The organism is Arthrobacter sp. BGA-UO-ETr-C19 (assembly GCF_059568005.1).
Genome location: NZ_JCAQPC010000009.1, coordinates 1 through 18,139 on the forward strand (window position 1 = coordinate 1; position 18,139 = coordinate 18,139).

At 59.0% G+C, this 18,139-nt stretch carries 12 protein-coding genes and 2 pseudogenes; 12 read left to right on the plus strand and 2 right to left on the minus strand.

Translation table 11 applies throughout. The features are described 5' to 3' along the window. Positions 1-136: 136 nt before the first annotated feature. A complete protein-coding gene (locus AC57BR_RS04490) occupies positions 137-1,327 on the minus strand; it encodes an ROK family protein (RefSeq protein WP_496358556.1) in 1,191 nt (396 codons plus the stop codon). A 562-nt stretch (positions 1,328-1,889) separates the two neighbouring features. Here AC57BR_RS04490 and AC57BR_RS04495 point away from each other — a divergent pair. The 3 genes from AC57BR_RS04495 to AC57BR_RS04505 all read left to right on the plus strand — a co-directional run bounded on the left by AC57BR_RS04495 (position 1,890) and on the right by AC57BR_RS04505 (position 4,976). Then, positions 1,890-3,323 (plus strand): sugar porter family MFS transporter, encoded by a 1,434-nt coding sequence (locus AC57BR_RS04495; RefSeq protein WP_496358557.1) that lies wholly within the window; start codon positions 1,890-1,892, stop codon positions 3,321-3,323. 111 nt (positions 3,324-3,434) lie between these two features. Then, positions 3,435-4,199 carry a glucose 1-dehydrogenase gene (locus AC57BR_RS04500; RefSeq protein WP_496358558.1) on the plus strand — a complete coding sequence of 255 codons (765 nt, stop codon included), beginning with the start codon at positions 3,435-3,437 and terminating at the stop codon, positions 4,197-4,199. A gap of 294 nt (positions 4,200-4,493) precedes the next feature. Continuing rightward, on the plus strand, positions 4,494-4,976 hold the full coding sequence (locus AC57BR_RS04505) for a cupin domain-containing protein (RefSeq protein WP_496358559.1): 483 nt from the start codon (positions 4,494-4,496) through the stop codon (positions 4,974-4,976). Between the two features lie 1,020 nt (positions 4,977-5,996). On the opposite strand, the pseudogene AC57BR_RS04510 reads toward AC57BR_RS04505, so the two are convergent. Continuing rightward, positions 5,997-6,298: pseudogene (locus tag AC57BR_RS04510) on the minus strand (DUF4193 domain-containing protein). 205 nt (positions 6,299-6,503) lie between these two features. Here AC57BR_RS04510 and AC57BR_RS04515 point away from each other — a divergent pair. The 9 genes and pseudogenes from AC57BR_RS04515 to AC57BR_RS04555 all read left to right on the plus strand — a co-directional run bounded on the left by AC57BR_RS04515 (position 6,504) and on the right by AC57BR_RS04555 (position 18,138). Continuing rightward, positions 6,504-7,064, plus strand: a pseudogene (locus AC57BR_RS04515) (recombinase family protein). A gap of 378 nt (positions 7,065-7,442) precedes the next feature. Beyond that, a complete protein-coding gene (locus AC57BR_RS04520) occupies positions 7,443-7,751 on the plus strand; it encodes a hypothetical protein (protein ID WP_496358560.1) in 309 nt (102 codons plus the stop codon). Between the two features lie 107 nt (positions 7,752-7,858). Continuing rightward, positions 7,859-8,368 (plus strand): GNAT family N-acetyltransferase, encoded by a 510-nt coding sequence (locus AC57BR_RS04525; protein WP_496358561.1) that lies wholly within the window; start codon positions 7,859-7,861, stop codon positions 8,366-8,368. A 195-nt stretch (positions 8,369-8,563) separates the two neighbouring features. Beyond that, positions 8,564-10,708: a hypothetical protein gene (locus tag AC57BR_RS04530; protein WP_496358562.1), complete on the plus strand. Its 2,145-nt coding sequence runs from the start codon at positions 8,564-8,566 to the stop codon at positions 10,706-10,708. Positions 10,709-10,856: 148 nt separating this feature from the next. Next, positions 10,857-11,012 (plus strand): hypothetical protein, encoded by a 156-nt coding sequence (locus AC57BR_RS04535; RefSeq protein ID WP_496358563.1) that lies wholly within the window; start codon positions 10,857-10,859, stop codon positions 11,010-11,012. Positions 11,013-11,506: 494 nt separating this feature from the next. Beyond that, positions 11,507-11,647 (plus strand): hypothetical protein, encoded by a 141-nt coding sequence (locus AC57BR_RS04540; protein WP_496358564.1) that lies wholly within the window; start codon positions 11,507-11,509, stop codon positions 11,645-11,647. Positions 11,648-12,126: 479 nt separating this feature from the next. Continuing rightward, positions 12,127-14,166, plus strand: a complete 2,040-nt coding sequence (locus AC57BR_RS04545) for a hydantoinase/oxoprolinase family protein (RefSeq protein WP_496358565.1) — start codon at positions 12,127-12,129, stop codon at positions 14,164-14,166. A gap of 8 nt (positions 14,167-14,174) precedes the next feature. Then, positions 14,175-16,157: a hydantoinase B/oxoprolinase family protein gene (locus AC57BR_RS04550; RefSeq protein ID WP_496358566.1), complete on the plus strand. Its 1,983-nt coding sequence runs from the start codon at positions 14,175-14,177 to the stop codon at positions 16,155-16,157. Positions 16,158-17,019: 862 nt separating this feature from the next. After that, complete coding sequence (locus AC57BR_RS04555) at positions 17,020-18,138, plus strand: sugar ABC transporter substrate-binding protein (RefSeq protein WP_496358567.1); 1,119 nt, start codon at positions 17,020-17,022, stop codon at positions 18,136-18,138. Position 18,139 lies beyond the last annotated feature (1 nt).

An 18,139-nucleotide genomic window follows, 5' to 3' on the forward strand; every position in this document is an offset into this window, starting at 1 on the left:
CGATGATCTCTCCCGTCACAGGATCGATCATCACCCCTGTCATCTCGGTCGTGGACTCTGACACGGCCGTCTCCTTTCGGATCAGGCCGGACCCTCACACACCGTTTTTCTTACAGTCCCGTTTGACCAGTCCTTGTTAGAGGTAAGGGACTTCGGAGGGATTGTCGAGGATGGAGTTTCGGGCGTGGAGCCACGCGCCTCTTTTGGGTGCTTCTAATCCGTATGTTGCGAGGGTGACTTCGGGGGTGAATTGGGGCACCATCTGGGCTCGCGTGTTGATGAAGTCGGTGAGTTGCGGTTCGAGCCAGGGGAACAGCGGGGGCAGGATGCCGCCGAGTACCACGAGGTCGATGTCGGTGTAGTTGCTCATGGTGCCGATTGCTGCCGCCAGGGCTCGGCTTCCCTCATCTAGGGCTGTGCGGGCTCTGGTGTCATCTTCGTCAAGCCGTTCAATTAGCTGGGCCAGGGAATGAGAGGGGTCAAGGCCCGCCCGGTTTAGGAGGGCCGGGAGGCTGAGGTAGAGCTCGAGGCACCCGCGTGCACCGCAACTGCACGCGGGGCCGCTCATGTCCACACTTATGTGGCCGACTAGTCCGCCCAACCCGTGTGATCCCCCGTAGAGGGCCCCGTCGATGACGAGCCCCCCGCCGACGCCCTCGTGGCGGGCGCCAACGTAGGCCATGGTCCGGGGACGGCCCTCGAGCGGGCGGGCGGAATACTCTGCCAGAGCACTGAGTCCGCCGTCATTGATGAAACTCAGACTCCGGGGATGCTTCAGCGACCGGATCAAAGGAGCCCGAAGGTCGACGTCCTTCAGGCCCAGGGGCAGTGCAGCGACAATGCGGGAGTCTGATTTCACGATGGCCGGCACGATTATCACCGGTTCGGTGACCCACGCGTTGGGGGCGGTCGAGGCACGCTGTGCCGCGGCATCGAGCATCCCCGCCAGTACGGTTACAAACCCTTGGGTATCCCCGCGTGCCGTGCTGTGCTCCCAGGTCTCGGTCCACAGGATCTGCCCGGCGAAATCGCGGACTTCTCCGGCTACTGTCCCGGGGAAAAGCTGGACTGCGACAGTGCGAACGCGATCCGGCGCCGGGGTCAAGAGCCTCCGGGGCCGGCCCCTGCTTCCTTGCGCGTTCCCGCTCTCGATGAGAAGGCCGCGCGCGATAAGCTCCTCGACCATCGTCGTTACAGTCCCGCTGACAAGCCCTGTCCGCACCCGAATCTCGCTCCGCGCGCAGGGCTCGTGCTCCGCCGCGGCAGCCATGACCAAGGACATGTTGTGCCGGCCGACATCAGCTGAGAGCGCAGGGGAAAGGGGCATAGGTTCATCTTGTCCCAGCACTGAACGAAGATGCAATATCTTTTACTCAACCCTTGACTTAAACCCGAAGAGCGCTCTAGTGTTGTGGAACACACAGCGTCGTCGTCCCCTTGAGGAACTCGTCGGCCGTCCCGTTTACTGCCCCAACAAAGCGCGCTATACCCATGTGAGCATCCGGCTATGTCTTCAATGAGGAGGATTCATTGCTTTACCACCCCGAATCACGAGATTCACGGCGCTTGCCTGCCGGCATCACTACTGCTGTCTGAGGTCGGTAGGCCGAAGCAGCAGGGCTGCCCAGCCTGGTACCTAACCGGAATGTGCCGACGAAGCAGCTGCGGTCGCGTGTTTGCCCGCTCACATCGAGAAGGAGCAGTTCACAACGCACCGTCGTGCCGCTCACCAGAACCGGAACATCAGGACCAGAGGTATTAGGGCGCTTGCCCGCACACAGCGGATTGAACTCGTTCGCAACCTTTGCCGCGCGGCCGCACCAACTCAGGGTCAATGGCACACAGTCAAAGTACTTACAAGAATCAATGAAGATCCCCAGGAGAAACGTATGCCTGAAAACGCCATGTCCCCGCCGCTAGAGCGGGTTACTGCGAAGAAGACCATGTCCCGCATCATCGCCATCGCCACGCTGGGTGGACTCCTATTCGGCCTCGATACGGGCGTCATCTCCGGAGCCCTTCTTTACATGCGCCAAGATCTGAACCTTGACGCATTCGAGTCCGGGCTCGTCGTGACATCACTGCTGTTCCCAGGGGCGACGCTGGGCGCGTTGCTCGGCGGTCCGCTCGCTGACCACGTGGGCCGCAAACGAACACTGCTAATCTGCGCGGTGATCTTTTTCATCGGAGCCCTCGGATGCGCTCTCGCCCCGACCGTGACTCTCCTGGTTGTTGCCCGAATCGTTCTAGGTTTCGGCGTGGGCTGCGCTTCAGTGACGTGCCCCGTTTATCTCGCCGAATTGGCACCGCCGGAGCGGCGCGCCCGTGTCGTAACCATCAACGAACTGATGATCGTGGTCGGCATCTTCCTGGCCTTCACTACCAACGTGGCCCTGGACCTTACTATCCACGACCCCCTTGTGTGGCGGTACATGCTCGGAATCGCGGCGATCCCGGCCATCGCCCTGTTCGCGGGGATGTTTTTCCTGCCGGACACCCCTCGCTGGTACGCGCACAAGGGGCGGTTTGAAGAGGCGCACCGCACACTGCTTCGGCTTCGGGACAAGCACACCGCTGACGTCGAGTACCGCGAGATTATCGAGATCGTGGAACGGGATGACACGAAAACGACTTCGACTTCCGGATCGGTCCGGCTGCTGCGGGGTAGCCCGTGGATGCGTCGTATTCTGGGGATCGGGATCGTGCTGGCGATTACCCAGCAGACGACTGGCACCAACGTCGTTAATTACTACACCCCGACTGTTCTTGCCGACAGCGGCCTCGCGGACTCGGCGGCACTGATCGCCTCATTGGTAGTCGGTGTCGAACTTATCGTCATGACCCTTCTGGGAATCTGGCTTCTAGGCTTCACGCCCCGGCGACGGATGATGGCGATCGGCTACACCGGTGTCACGATTTCACACGCCGCTCTGGCACTTGCGTACTTCCTCCCTCAGTCGGACTTCCGCTCATACCTCATACTGGCGCTTCTCCTCTGCGTCAGCGCATCTATGACCGGATTCCTGGGAACCACAGCTTGGCTGGTTCTCTCAGAGATATTCCCTTTGCCGATCCGAGGGTTCTCCATGGGGCTTGCAGTTGCGGCACTGTGGGCCACCAACGCACTGGTCTCCATGCTGTTCCCAGTCGCGGTCGACATGATCGGCTCGAGCACCACCTTCGGAATATTCGCCGTCCTGAATGTACTCGCCTTGATCTTCGTCATGCGCTTCGTGCCAGAGACCATGGGACGCACTCTAGAGGAAATCGAAACCGACGTTCGTGAGGTCGGGGAACGCAAGCAACCCGCCCTTACCCCCTAACGCCCGCTTTCGACGCGCACCTGTCCCACCGGCGTCCCCGAACCGGGACCGCGGGGTAATGCCTGCCATCCGCTTCAAACAATTTTGAGCTTTAGGAATTGAGAGAAAATCATGAACTACGAGGGAACACTCGCCGGCAAGACTGCATTTGTGACCGGCGGCGCCGGCGATATCGGCCGGACCACAGCACTGACGTTTGCTCAGCGGGGCGCGAACGTCGTCGTAGCAGACCTGTCCGCAGAAGGAAGCCGGGAAACTGCACGCCTGATCACCGAGGCCGGAGGAAAGGGCCTGTGGGTCACCTGTGATGTCACCGAAAGCGAACAGGTCCAGACCGCGCTTCAGACCGCTACGGACGAATTCGGCAGCATCGATATCGCCTTCAACAATGCGGGTATTGAGCAACCCTTCAAGACGACGGCGGAGATCGGCGAGGATGAATGGGACCGCATTGTCAGGGTGAATCTTCGCGGTGTCTTCATCTGTATGAAGTACGAACTTTCCTTGATGCTCGAGTCCGGCGGGGGATCGATCGTGAACACCGCCTCAGGCGCTGGGATCAAGGGCTTTAACGGAGTGGCTGCCTACGCTGCCGCCAAACACGGAGTGGTTGGACTTACGAAGTCGGCAGCACTTGAGTACGCGACATCCGGTATCCGCATCAACGCGATTTGCCCAGGGATTATCGACACGGGCCTGATCCACCGCGCCACTGAAGGCCTCCAGGAGAAACGGGACGCCATGATCGCCCAAGAGCCAATTGGACGCCTAGGCTACCCATCCGAGATCGCCGCCGCAGTGGCCTGGCTAGCCTCCGATGAGTCCTCATTCGCTACCGGCGCCGCGATGGTCGTCGACGGCGGACAGACAGTCTGACTTCGGTACACATGTCGATGTCGTCACCGTGATTCCAGCCGGAGGCGCGCGCCTTCTGCTGGACAAGGGCGAGACGATCTTGAGGCAGGTGGGCACCATCATCCAACATGGCACCAAGCACGCCTGGCGGAATCCGACCGACAAGCCCTGCGCGGTCTCAGCTGTTCACATCAGCGTCATTCGCTGATGCCCCACCAGATCAGATCCCGGGGACACGGAAGGCATCCATCCCTTGTCCCTGATGATTCGGTCCCAAATTCCACCCCACGCGCATGCAGTATGTAAGGAATATCTGTGCAACCAGAAAACACTGATCTTAACCCCTCGGCCCGCCGCATTATCGTGGGTGTCAACGGCGCCGCCGAGTCAACGGTAGTGGCTGACGAAAGAACCCTGCCTTGCACCCGTTTTCCCAATGGAATCCTGCTGCAGGAGCTGTGGCAGCAGCGCGATATTCCCGCTGGGCCGAACGACCTGCCCAAAGACGAATGGGCGTTGGGGCCAGCTGCTCCAACTGACGGAGCCGTCGTTCGGATGATTACCATTCCGGCCGAAAACGGTGATGCCCCTGCTGAGCCGGATCTGCACAGTGACCCTTCTCTGCACGTGATTACGATGCTTAGCGGCGAATTGATCGTCATTTTGCAGGACGGCGAGGTGACGCTCGGGGTTGGAGATTCGATCATATTGAGGGACAGCATTCACGACCTTCGAAATGCGCAACCCCAAGCGGCGACATTCGTGTACACCTCTTTCCCTCTTGCCACGGCCGGCTAAGAAGAGCGCCGCTGAGCTTGTAGCCGGCTCAGCGGTCGAGCTGAAGCAGAGGCGAAACTAGAGGATGCGCAGCTCCTCCCGATGCAGGCGTTCCGGCAGCGGGTGTCGGGGGCTGCCGGACCCGCGGGGCCCTGCCGTACGGAGTTTGGGCAGGGCCGCCCAGCGGCTACGAAGCGGATGTGAGGAGCAGAACTCAACTACTGTGATCAAGGAAAACCGTACAGCCCGCCGCTCACCGTCCCATCACTTCGAGCACGTCGAAGACGGTGCGGAGCAGCGCCAAGGCAAGACTGCATGCCGCAATCCACAATCCACAATCCCGCGACCTGTACACGGGTTGCCTTGCCACTGCCTTCTTCGTTCACGTGAGACCACCTGTTCCTTCGACTGGGCTGACCATCGTAAGGGCAGGTGCCGACACCTCGAGCAGCAGCAAATGTCACCGGCAACGGCTGAACACAGCATGTCCACCGGAACCGGCCCGCCCGGACTGGAGGCTGTGAACTACTGCCTTCCCGGTATCCACCGAAAACCAGCGGCGTGTCAGAACACCCGGGAGTGTCGACCGGCGCTCCGGGGCCACGGGGTCCGCCAGCCTGAGAGCCCACACGCAGTGACACGGAGACTGAGCGCAGCGTGCAGGCGGCAGACGCCCCGGACCGAACCGGCTCTAAACTGCCGGGCCCCGGTGGTGCATATGCTTGCTGTGGATGTTTCCACTCCCAGGAAGCCTGTCAGCATTTGCTGACAGGCTTCCTAAGTTTTCAGGAGCGCGGCACGACCCTTGCTTCCGCTTTTCAACGGAAGCACAAGCGACGAAGGCCCCAGCTGAACTGCAGCCGGACCAGTTCTGGCGGCTGTTTTGGTCCCATTCCCGGACGCCGATAATCGGCGTTATGTAAAGCTAAACCCTGCATATTGCATCCAATGCATCATTTTGGAGTCCGTTTACCGGCCGTCGGCCGGCTGACTCCTCTTCGCAGACGAGGTGACCCGTCAGTGCGCGAGCCGCCGGGGGTGTCAGCCTTCGCACTCGATGCAGTAGAACTGGCCGTTTCGTTCACTGGCGAGCTGGGACCGGTGCCGGACCAGGAAACAGGACGAGCAGGTGAACTCATCCTTGCCCTGCGGGATGACCTGGACGATGAGTTCCTCGGAGACGATTTCCCCGCCGGGCGTCAGCCCTTCGTCGAGGGCGTCGGCTTCGTCCAGCTCAGTAACGACGCTGCGGGCATCGGGGGCGCTGGCAGACTTCAGTGCCTCCAGGGAGCTGTCCTGGATTCCTTGACGTCGGAACGGACTTCGTCGTAATCGGTAGCCACGGTAGGCGCTTCTCATTTTTGTACTTGGCAGGCTCTCTTCTGGCCAGGGTGCAACGCACCATGACAGGGTTGTTCCCTACCGATGGACGTTGTCCCGGCGTACCGCATCGGATGCAGGCCCGGGCAGCGCTGGACGCGGGTGTCTTGACGTGTTCGGTCAGGACGCTGACACTCTTTCTCACAAGGTCGAGGATTGGAGGCTGCCGTGAGCGGTCAGCGCATCGGTACATCCGGGTAAGTGCGGTGGATCAGAATGAGCGGCGCCAGCTCGAGGGCCAGACCCTGGACCGGGTCTTTAGCGACAAGGCCTCGGGCAGGGACAGTGTCGCGGCCGCAGCTGACCGAGCTGCTGCGGTTCGTCCGCGACGGCGACACTGTGGTCGTGCACAGCATGGACCGTCTCGCCCGCAACCTCGATGACCTCCGCGCCCTCGTCCAAGGCCTCACCAGACGCGGGGTACGGGTCGAGTTCCTCAAGGAACAGCTGGTCTTCACCGGAGAGGACTCTCCGATGGCCAACCTCATGCTTTCGGTCATGGCAGCCTTCGCCGAATTCGAGCGGTCCCTGATCCGGGAACGCCAAAGTGAGGGAATCGCCTTGGCCAAGCAGCGCGGCGCCTACAAAGGACGAAAGAAAACCCTGACCCCAGAACGGGCAGCAGAGCTGGTCCAGCACGCCGGCACAGGCATCCCGAAAGTCGTGCTCGCCCGGGACTACGGAATCAGCCGGGAAACGGTCTACCAGTACCTCCGTCAAGTCACGTGAAGTGGGCCCTCTCCCCTCCCCCGGATTCCCAGTCAACCTCAAGGTTCACCCTGCAGGGTTGGTCATGGAACTTCGGCCAACCGCTATTTGGCCGGAGTTTCGCCACTTCCTGGATCTTCGGCCGATCTCGGCGTCCGCGCCTAACTGAGTGTGTGCGGGCTTTAGCGCGCGAAGGGCGGCATGAAGGCGCCGTTTATTGGCTCAAACCTGTCTTGGACGTTCATCGGTGCAAAGCCCATCTGAATGTTCAGCGCGTTTTGAAGCACCCATGGCGCTCTGGTAAAGCAGATCGCGCCTCAACGGCCCTCATACCGCATCCCCGCAAAATGTCGGTCCCATGAGCTAAGTTAATCGCAATCGGACTACCTCAGGAGATCTATGACTATCTACTACTTCGATTCGCTTGGGCGCTGGGTCGCGTTCCGTACCAGCAAGGATGACAAGAACCTGTTTGGCCCAAATGCCCAATGGATCGGCTGGCTTGCTTGGAACAATGACGACGTGTGCGGAGTTTCGACCAAAAGGTATCTCGGGACGCTCGTAGGCGATCGCTTCCTTAAGAAGGTTCATGCGCCGTCGCATTTCACGCCGTTCACGCCTTTCACCCCCTTTACACCGTTTACCCCCTTCACGCCCTTCTCCAAGCACTCGATAGGCCTGCCCGCCGGCTACGTGGATGTGTCCTGATTTTGATTGGCGGCAGTGGGCGGGTGACTGCCCATCGATTGATCTTCCCGTCGCCACCGAGACCAAATGACAGGACACCCAAGGTGCTCTCCGCTCAAGTGGACCGGGTGAACGCTGACGCCGACCGGTCGGAAATCGAGGCGTTTTTCGCCGCCCATATTCACGACGTCAATAGATTCTCTTTGCTGTCTCGTGCGATAGATCCCCTCAAAGGGTTCCCGTCGTACATACTGACCGTTCGGGACGACGAGGGGCTGGTAGGAGCCCTGCATGCAGGCACCGCAGCCGAGCAGATACGAGCCTACGTCAGCCATGGACTCCCAGCATCAGAGGCAGGCCAGGGTATCAGGGACCATGCAATGATCTACAGCTTGGCTGTTCGAAAAGATTGTCGTCGGCGGGGAGTCGCCCAAGCGCTTATGAAGGAACTGCTTGTGCAAATGCAGGGCTTCAAGCGGCTTTATGGTGTGACAGGACCTGAGTCCGCGTCCTTCTATCGAGCCTGCGGCTTCACGGTACTTCCGCAGGGCAGAACCATCGAATTGACGATCGGAAGAGCGCAGGTGAATATCCCGCTGGTTGGCAAGGACTCTTGGTTCAGCATGTCCTTCCAATAAATTGGAGTTCATTCGCGAATGGTTGATGACTTCACTTCATGTAACCGCTTCCTAGGCGACGAGACGAATTATCGTCTTGCGCTGTCGGCGAACCATACCCAGTAAAACGTATGTCGCGCCTCTCCCACGCCCATGTTGGCTAAAATAAATGACACTGCTGTAATTCCCCGAGTCGGGGTACTTTAGGGGGCTTTCATGACCGCAATCGTTGATGTCGCAACTGAACCAGACGAAACCGGCCCGGGCGCCATCGGCTTTCTCTCTGCCATCCAACGCGTCCTTAAGTCTTCCCGCCCCTCAACTGAAGCGGATCTCCTGTGTGCAGCCGCATGCCAATTTCTGCGCCGCGCCCAGCGCGCCAGATCCGAGGACGTTCGTCAGGCGGTATCGAAGATGTGGCCCGGGAGTCAGCCCACACCGGGGCAGATCAATTCTGCTCTTTCCCTTGGTAAGGAGCTCCGGCTGGTCGGAGTTAACGAGTCCGCCGAATGGTTCCTGACGGCCGAGGGACTAGCCGATGTTCAACGCCATGGGGACTGGGTTGCAGACCTTCGTGAACGCGTCATGGCTGATCTAAGAATTCGAAGCCGTGAAGGATTGGGATACGAGCCCGACAGTACAGAGGCCGCTCTTTGGCTGAACCAGCTGGTGAAAGCACTGATCGTGGGAATCGAGAAGTCGCAAGCAGCGTACATGGGGGAAGTGGAGCAACTCATCCACGGCCAGATCACGCCTAGAGAGGTTAGATCCGCTGACATCCTCAGCTATCTCGACGATGTCAGCAGCAATGAAGAAGTGGTCGAACTGCTGAAGTCGCTAGCCCTTGCAGCACTAGATCCGCTTGACCCCTTCGGGAAGGAGCTAGTCAGCCTCATCACGACTGGCTGCATCCTTCATTCTTATGTCTCCGGACGTTCCGGCGCTGACATTACGAGCGAAATCGGAAGCCCGGAAGGTCAGCGCGCGATTTTAGACACGCCAGTGCTTCTGTCCCTGGTTGGTAGGAAGGCGGACCGGCGTGACACGGAATTGACTATCCGCAGCGCGGTGGCCGCTGGTTGGGATGTCGTTGTGTGCCAGCATTCGCTCGATGAGCTTTACCAACTTCTGAAGCGAGAGATTCCGGAGGTCGAGAAGCGCGTCCGGGAAGCTCACAATCGGAACACCAGGGTCGAATTTTATGCCACGCTGGTCGAAGACCAAATCCATGGGATTTGTATAGCAGCCCTAAAGGATGGCACATACAAGAACCTAAGCGAAATGATGGCCACGTGCGAACGTCTGGAAGAAGACTTAGTCTCGTGGGGTGCGACCGTCAGGCACCACAACAATGACTTGTCTGCCGACAGGGTCGCAAGGTGCCTAGCTGCTTTGCAGGAGCAGATCGAGAAGGGTCCTCGATCCTGGCGCTCCAGCTATGCCATCGAGAGGGACGCGGACACCATGGCAATGGCTTGGCGGCGCAGAAGCCGCGAGCAATCCAAGAATTGGCCTGGGTCTTGGATAATAACTAGTGATCGCCAGATGGCGCCGGCATATGCCTCCATCTCATCGGACAGGGTGTCCCTGACATTGAGCCTTCCCCAGTGGACGACTGTCGTATCTATCAGTGCTCCTGAGGAGAATTTGCGAGATCTAGCATCGGCGGCAGCTGGCCAGTTCGCTGAAGAAGCCATGTGGCAGCTACCAGCGCGATTCCCAGGGGATTTTGCTATGAGGCTCGCCGCCCAGCTTTCCCCGAACCAAGGTGGGTCAGACATGGATCTCCGGCATGCTCAGATGATGCTTTCTTTGCCAGAGATGCTGGATGAGTTTGAAACCACGTCGTCATCCACCGTCATTGCTGCCGCCGTTCTTGCTGCGAGAACTAAGCGAGTCGACGCCATGATGCAGCAGGAAAAGGACCGCCAAAACGATGCCCTGGCCCGGGTGACGGTCGAGGCCGGTGAGGCATACGATCAGGCTCGTGAGGCTAGAATCCGTGAACTAGAAATCGAAAAGGCAAACGCAGAGCTCGCAAGCCAACTGCAGGAGGCCCTTGGGAAGGCAGCTGCTTCGGATAACGCCTTGGCAGAAGCCAAGATCAGAAATCGGCGCATACTCTGGAGCGTTGGCCTGTGCCTCCTCACAGCCGCTTTTCCTGTGATCGGGGTGCTTACAAACAACAGCATCGGAACTTTAGTGGGTGTCGTCGCACTTGGAGGAATGGTCACCATAGCGACACGCTGGTGCAAGGATCTCAAACTCGCGCTTCCCGTTCTGGCCTGGACGCTCATAGTCGACGGTGTGGGGTTCGTTTCTGCACTGCTGCCTGTGTTCGGGATTGGCCAGCCAGGTTAGCACCGTCGGCCAGCTTTACAGAATCTAAATTATCGGCGTTCTACCAGGGGTCGTCATTGGGCGAGAGAATCGCGTATCTAGCGTGGAACGAAGGTACCGGCTACGGCTCGCCATCGTCCCAGGCTGGAAGCACTGAGAGACTGTCATGGTGACGATAGACATCAAAGCCATGCTCCATCGTGTTGTCGCCGAGGTGTTCAACGAGAACTTCACTCTGGCTGAAGTCAGTTCCATCGGCGACGCCTGGCTGCACGGTGTCCACGTTAGCAGAAGCTTCGGCAGGGACCGCACAGCAATTATCTGAGTGAGCCACGGATGGATGCCTTCATCCCTGAGTTGAACGTCCAGGCCACTCTCTTCGATTACGACGACGTGGAGCCGGAGAAGGAAGCTGAACTCCGTACGCTCTGCCTCGTTATATGCGCCTACCTTCAAGGCAAAGGGCGAGTCGAAAGGCGCCGAAGGCTATTCCGCAGGGCACTGCTGCGATGCTGCGCATTGAGGTGGATGGCCTGAATGGCGCCTCGGCCGTAACCATTACTCCGTCCCTTACCCGTAGAGCCCGCCGTCCGCCCTCCGAGCCAATGCTCCGGTCCACTTCACCAGATCGGATTTCGTGTCTTGTAGGCCGCCGCGAGACAGCCGCATGCTGGGCTCCTGAGCCGGGCCTCGATCTCCATGCCCTGTAGGAGCGCTTCCCGGGCCTGACGGGCGTCGAGCTCTCCACACCGTATGGCGCGCCGTCCGGGCGTGGCGGTTCGGGTGACCCCGTAGGGGTGCTGCGGGCGGATCGATGTAATGAGCGCCATTATCGAGGAAGTGACCGAGCGGATCGATACTGAACTCCTCGCCCCGCTCGTTGACAGGATCGAGTACCTGTTGACTATCTCGGGTGTCGGCCGCAAAAAGCTGGGTGATCACTCTAAAGGCGGGCGATGACATCACCACTGAAAATGCAGGGTGAGTGGGTTCAGGTTGAGCCCTCCGTAGTCAGTCAACGCGAACCCTTGCGCCTTCCATCGATCATGCCTAAGCTTGTCAGACAGACGCAACAAATCATGATTCCTACTCGTGCTGCGATTTTAAACTTTGTCAGACAAACAGGGTCATCGGCGTCCAAAGATCGTCCACATCTACACGGGAGCTTTCATTGCGTACAGATCCAGAGACGGACACTAAAGTCCTTTCTCTCCAACGAGAAGCTATCGCGGGTCTTTGTCCGGAATGCGGGAAAGATCAGTTGAGCTCATATGCCGTAAACAGCGAGGGCGGTTGGTTCAACGTCGTCAAGTGCCAGGCCTGTCTTCACTCGATTTCGCGCGTGCCAATTCCTCGCCGCGGCCGTGCCAGCGCCGGCTGAGTGAAAGTTCTTCCCGCCGCAGCAACAACCCTCTTATCAAAGTCAAGGAGACAATGAAGTGTTCGCAGTTGACGTTGGTGGCACGTTTACGGACGTGGTCGCCTTTCTCGATGGTGAGATTCGAACCGCAAAGCTTGCGACGGACTACTCTCAGGTCTATGGCCCGGTCATCCGTGGTGGTGCCGAACTTGGAGTAGAGCGTTCCGAGGTTTTCAATCATGCGAGCACCCACGGGCTCAACGCCGTGATCACTCGAAACCTGCCGAAGATTGCATTTCTCACAACTGAGGGTCATCGCGACATGCTCGACATGGGCAGTGTCTGGAGGCCACCGGGCGCCATGTTGAACCCCCACTGGCGGCGATCTTTCGGGGACGCCGCTCGTCCGCTTGTTCCTCGTTATCTTCGCCGCGGCATCCGGGAAAGGATCACCGCAGACGGCGAAGTTCTGTTCGAGTTCGACGAGGAACAAGCCCGCCAGCAGTTGGAAGTGCTCGCGCGGTGCAATGTCGCTGGTGTTGCTATCTGCCTTCTCAACTCCTACATCAATCCCACTCACGAAATACGACTTCGGCAACTGGTGCAAGAGGTTCTGGGTGATGTGGCGTGCTCGGTGTCGAGCGAAGTGTCGCCCCTGGCGAAGGAATATCCCAGAGCATCGACCACAGTGATCGATGTCCTCATGAAGATTATGTATACCGACTATGCACAATCTCTCTCGAGCGGACTGCAAGACGTGGGATTTGGGGGCCAGCTGAATTTCGCCGACTCTGCTGCGACCCTGATACCCGTCGAGCACGCGATGGAGCAACCCTTCCGGGTCGTGTTCTCGGGACCGTCCGCTGGCGCAGTTGCGTCCGCGCATCTGGGCGCGATGATCGGCGAAGGGCAATTGGTTTGCGCCGACGTTGGCGGCACCTCATGCGACATCAGTTTGGTGACTGATGGCATGCCCTTCGTTGACACCACGGTAGAACTCGAGCAGGATCTGGTTGTCAACACGTTGGCGGTTGGGGTTTCGGCAATCGGGGCTGGCGGAGGCAGCATCGTCAAAGTTGGCTCCGTGGGTGAGATCCTTGTCGGACCCGAGAGCGCCGGGTCCAATCCGGGCCCCGCGTGTTACGGACTCGGTGGGACGAGCCCCACGACAACGGACACGTGCTTGATGATCGGAATCATCGATGCGTCCGAATTCGCAGGCGGTCGGATGAAGCTGGATCGCGAGCTAGCTCGAAAGGCTTTCGAAGACCTTGAGGTAGATCTTAGTCCGGCCCGGAGCATTCGATACGCATTCGAGATGGCTGTTCACAACATTGCTGAGGGGATCTTCAACGTCGCGATTCGTGGCGGTATCGATCCCCGTGACTACACCTTGTTCGCTTACGGAGCCGCTGGAGGAATGCTCCTTCCCGCGGCGCTCGGGCAGCTCCACTGCAAACAGGTAATCGTGCCTCCGCACCCGGGCCTATTCTCTGCGCTGGGTCTGCTCTCTGCAGATCAAGTGTTCACCGTCGCTTCAAGCGCCTACACAATCCTGGGTCCAGAGAGCATGGAAAAAATTGATGCGATCTACGTTGATTTGGAGAATCAGCTCAAAAAGCAGCTGGGGAATACGTCAGCGACATTCGAGCGAACTTTCGATGGGCACTTGGTCGGTCAGAGCTGGGACACGCCATTCGTTCCGATGCCGTTCAAAACCTTGGACGCCGGCGACGTGGGCACGATTCTCACAGCGTTCCACGACGCCTACGAGCAGCGGTACGGCAACCGATTCGATGAGTATGAGGTGGAAGCTGTCACCTACCGGGTGCAGGCAACACTTGAGACACCCAAGGTCGCATATCCAGAGCTACCGGTCCGTTCGGCCGACTCCCCTCTGACGCCTATTCGCAGCACAACACTTGAGTTTCTTGGCGAGATTGACGGCGATCAGGTGGGCTCGATTGAAGCGCTCGTATACGAGCGACAGGACCTGCGTCGCGGCGACGTGATCCTCGGCCCTGCAATCATTCGCGAGCAGTCTTCAACCACCTTCATGACTGCGGGCCAGACGATGACCGTCGGGCGCTGCGGCGAACTCGCTATCACGATGGAATGAGGTTAGATATGTCCAATGCGACCATCTCTTCAGAAGAATTGCAGACCAAATCAGGAGATGACCGAAGGATCCGTGAACTCGACGATGCGGAATTCTCGGCTAGGTACGACTGCGATCGATTCAGTGCGTCCATCCTGCTGAATCGCCTCAGATATGCAGTGGAACACATGTCCACTGGCCTACTTCAACAGGCGTTCTCCCCTATTATCCGCGACTACTACGACTTTGCCTGCACAATCAGCGGCCCTCCAGAATTTGACTATTCACAGCCTGTGGTCAGCAACGCTCTCGTCGGATTCATCGGTACCATGCCGGACGCCGTCGCCAACATGGTTGCGGAGTTCGGCCCGGAAAATCTGACACCCGGAGACGTGCTGATCTGCAATGACCCGTATCGAGTCGCGACACACGTAAACGACATGTGCTTCACCCGTCCTGTCTTCTTAGGTGACAGAATAATCGCGTTCATTAATCTTCGCGCACATCAACTCGATATGGGTGGCTCCGTGCCAGGCGGGTTCTCTGGCACAATGACGAGTGTCTATGAAGCCGGGCTTGCAATCTCGCCGACCTTGCTTTGGCACGCGGAAGAGCCCGTGGAGTCGACTTTCAATCTGATTTGGGACAACACTCGCTTTCCGCAGCTTCTGGTGCCCGACTTCTGGAGCATCTATCAGCAACTGAAGCTCGGCGAGCGTCTGTTGCTCGAGAACGTCGAAAAGTATGGCCTCGACGCGGTCCATGGCACTTTCCGCTACTCATGTGATGTGTCGGCCGAACTTATGCGCGACGCAATACGGGCCATTCCAGATGGCGACTATCGTGGAACTTCAGTCATGGACGCCGACGGCGTCGATGATTCAGTTGAGTTCACCGTCTGCGTCACCATCCGCAAACATGGCGACAACATCGAGGCTGATTTCTCTGGGACATCGGCCCAAGCTCGCTCTAGCATCAACGGCACGATCCTGGAGGCAAAGACGGCCGTAGGTGCCGCGCTGACAATGTTGCTCGATCCGTCGATTCCGCTCACCTCGGGAACCTGGCGCAATATTGATATTGCAATACCCCCAGGCTCGCTCCTCTCGGCTTTGCCGCCGACGGGGCCCACCTTGTTGTATTTCGAGGCTATGTCCACCGCCCTTACGGCAGTCCTCAGCGCGATGAATCCTATTCTTGGTGAAAACGGTATCGGTGGGGACTATGGCTCAAACAGCGTCCATAATGGCTGGGGCACCCGGGACGACGGGACGGCGTGGACCAACGGTGCGCAACTCGGAGGTGAGCACGGTCCATGGGGAGCAACCAAGGTCGGTGACGCCGACTCGTACGTTGCTGCATATAAAGACAATGGGTTGGAGCCATCGGCCGAGCAAATCGAACACGACACTCCATGTGTGGTTCTCCGCAAAGAGTTCGCCGCTGATACGGGTGGTCCTGGGTACAATCGCGGCGGTGCCGCCACACGCAAGGACTCGGTCTTCCTGACGGCCGCAAGTCACTACAGCTCGCCATTCAGGCTCAAGAGGCCCACTGGAGTCGGAGCAAACGGTGGCCGCTCCGGCGCAGTGGGTGCGGTCTGGATCTTTCCTCCTAAGGACGGAGAGCGGCAACCGGTTCATCTCGTAGGTGAGTCACAAGACGTATATGCGGATTCAATCCCCGTCGCAGGAGTTCTAGATCCCGAAGGCAAGTTCTTGGACGCCGAAAATGGAACCTATTCTTACTTTGCCTCTAGTCCGGTATGGGTCACCGAGGCCGGCAGCGTGTTCCGATACCAGACGAACGGCGGAGGTGGCTGGGGCGACCCATATGCCCGCGAACCCGATCGAGTACTTGCCGACGTTAGAAACGAATATGTGAGCGTTGAAGGAGCGGCTCGCAACTTCGGAGTGGTGATCAGTGGAGACCCGCAACTCGATCCCGAAGGGCTGAGAATCGACGACAAGGCGACTGCCGAACTGCGAAGCTCCCGAGGCAATCCTGGCTGACTCATTGGCATGAACACGTAAGAAGTTTCGAGTTGTTTCGGGTTGCTCCGAGGTGGTTGCCCTCGACTGGGCTCTCTACCGACCGCGGAACTCGGGGTGTCGCCCGCGGTCGGTCCGGGCGGATGCGTTCGAGGCGAGGTGCCCTAGCGCCGGACCGCCCGGGCGCTACGGATAGGTGGAGATCACTTCTCGGTAGCGCACCGGGTCGGGGCCGGTGGCGAGTTGCAGGAGCCTCATGAACACCAGGCGCGGTCTGTGCGGTATGGCGATTTAACCGGGAGGCGAACACGTCCAATCATTCGGCCAAGCTCGCGGTTCCACAAGCTCGCGGTCCATTCGTTCCTGGGGATTGCTGTCGTCACTGCCCGGGACAATGAACCTCGGCCGCATGGTCAGCACTGCAATACGGTTCGCGGGAACAGAAAATCGTCGGCATCGTCACCGCAGTCGGTGGCTCGCTGGCTGCGTCGGTCGGTCGCAGTAGCCCATGTATGTCCGTGCCGGATAAGCGGACCACACGTCGGCGCTGATCCGAAGCCCTGGCATGAACGTCCATGTGTGGCTGGCTCTGCCACCCCGCGGAGTTGGTAGGTGCCGATGGATTGTATTCAGGCGAGTCCACTCATGCGGAGCCTTAGCGTCGAAGGATGTGGCCAGCGCACGGGACGGCGCGATACCAACTGAATCAGCATAATCAGACAATTGATTAGTCTGACAAGAAGGTTGTACTATTTAGCACTACGCATCTGGCTGACCTGACACCATAACGGAGTGGATCGGACTAGCCCGTGCGCGAGTTGACACGCATCACAAATATCTCAAGCAGCAAAGGGGCTCTAAGAGAGTGAATAGACTATTAAGGGTGGCGCTTGCCGCTACAGCGCTGGTTCTCACGGTTTCCAGTTGTTCGGCCGCCGGTAGTGCAACAGGCAGTTCCTCAAACGGCGATGGCACGTCCGAGGTGGCGGCTGCCAAGAAGGCGCTTGAGCCATTTCAGACCGTCCCGAAGACTCTCACGGGTAATTACGCGGGCGGCACGCCGGTGACCGCACCCAAGAACAAGACGCTGGGTGTATTGCCTCTCGGCCTAGCCGGTGCCCCGGACCAGGAGCGAGCAGTAGCGGCACTTCAATCAGCTGGGGAGAAACTCGGGTGGAAGGTTATCGTCCAGGACGGGAAATTCAGTCCGCAGGGTTGGGCGAGTGGAATGGAACGACTTGTCCAACAGAAACCCGACGCTATCATCTCCATTGCAGTTCCGGACTCAGCAATTCCTCAGGCACTGAAGACAGCGCACGACGCTGGCATCTATGTCGCGTGCGTTTTCTGCGCTAATAGTGGCTTCGCGCCGGTGGATTACCCGTCGGCCGGCAATGCCGGAGTCGACCCGACTGAACAGGGCATCGCTGTTGGAAACTACGTCATAGCGAACAGCGGGGCAAAGGCCAAAATCGCCGTTCAGCACTACTCCCCCAGCCAGGCTGCCCAAACCCGTGAGAAAGCGGCAAACACGGCCATCGCTAACGGTTGTTCTGGGTGCGATGTCATTTCGGAGAAGCAACTGATGGGCACGGACCTCGGGCAAGTAGCGAGTCAAGTTACTCAGAGCACCCTGGCACAGCATCCCGTCGGACAGTTGGATTACGTCCTGTCTGCCAGCGACGTGTTTAACCCGAGTGTGTTTCAGGCAATCAGGGCATCCAACCGGACGGATACGAAAGTCGTGTCCTACGACTGCGACTCGACCGGCATATCTTCTATCCGCGCTGGTGGGCCCGAGGTTGCTTGTGCAGACACCAATCTGGCGTTCGGTGCATACGCCGCGCTAAACCTGGTGATTCATCACATGGTGGGCCAAGACATGAAAACGGAGAAAGTGCCGTTCACCTTGGTCACCAAGGACAATGTGCCAGCGACTGGTGACGAAGGACCGCATTACGACTACGTTCCATACTTCGAGAAGCTTTGGAATGTGGGCTGAC

Coding starts and splice junctions, on each gene's coding strand:
- AC57BR_RS04490 (WP_496358556.1), bottom strand. CDS start 1,327: ATGCCCCTTTCCCCTGCGCTCTCAGCTGATGTCGGCCGGCACAACATG.
- AC57BR_RS04495 (WP_496358557.1), top strand. CDS start 1,890: ATGCCTGAAAACGCCATGTCCCCGCCGCTAGAGCGGGTTACTGCGAAG.
- AC57BR_RS04500 (WP_496358558.1), top strand. CDS start 3,435: ATGAACTACGAGGGAACACTCGCCGGCAAGACTGCATTTGTGACCGGC.
- AC57BR_RS04520 (WP_496358560.1), top strand. CDS start 7,443: ATGACTATCTACTACTTCGATTCGCTTGGGCGCTGGGTCGCGTTCCGT.
- AC57BR_RS04530 (WP_496358562.1), top strand. CDS start 8,564: ATGACCGCAATCGTTGATGTCGCAACTGAACCAGACGAAACCGGCCCG.
- AC57BR_RS04540 (WP_496358564.1), top strand. CDS start 11,507: ATGAGCGCCATTATCGAGGAAGTGACCGAGCGGATCGATACTGAACTC.
- AC57BR_RS04550 (WP_496358566.1), top strand. CDS start 14,175: ATGTCCAATGCGACCATCTCTTCAGAAGAATTGCAGACCAAATCAGGA.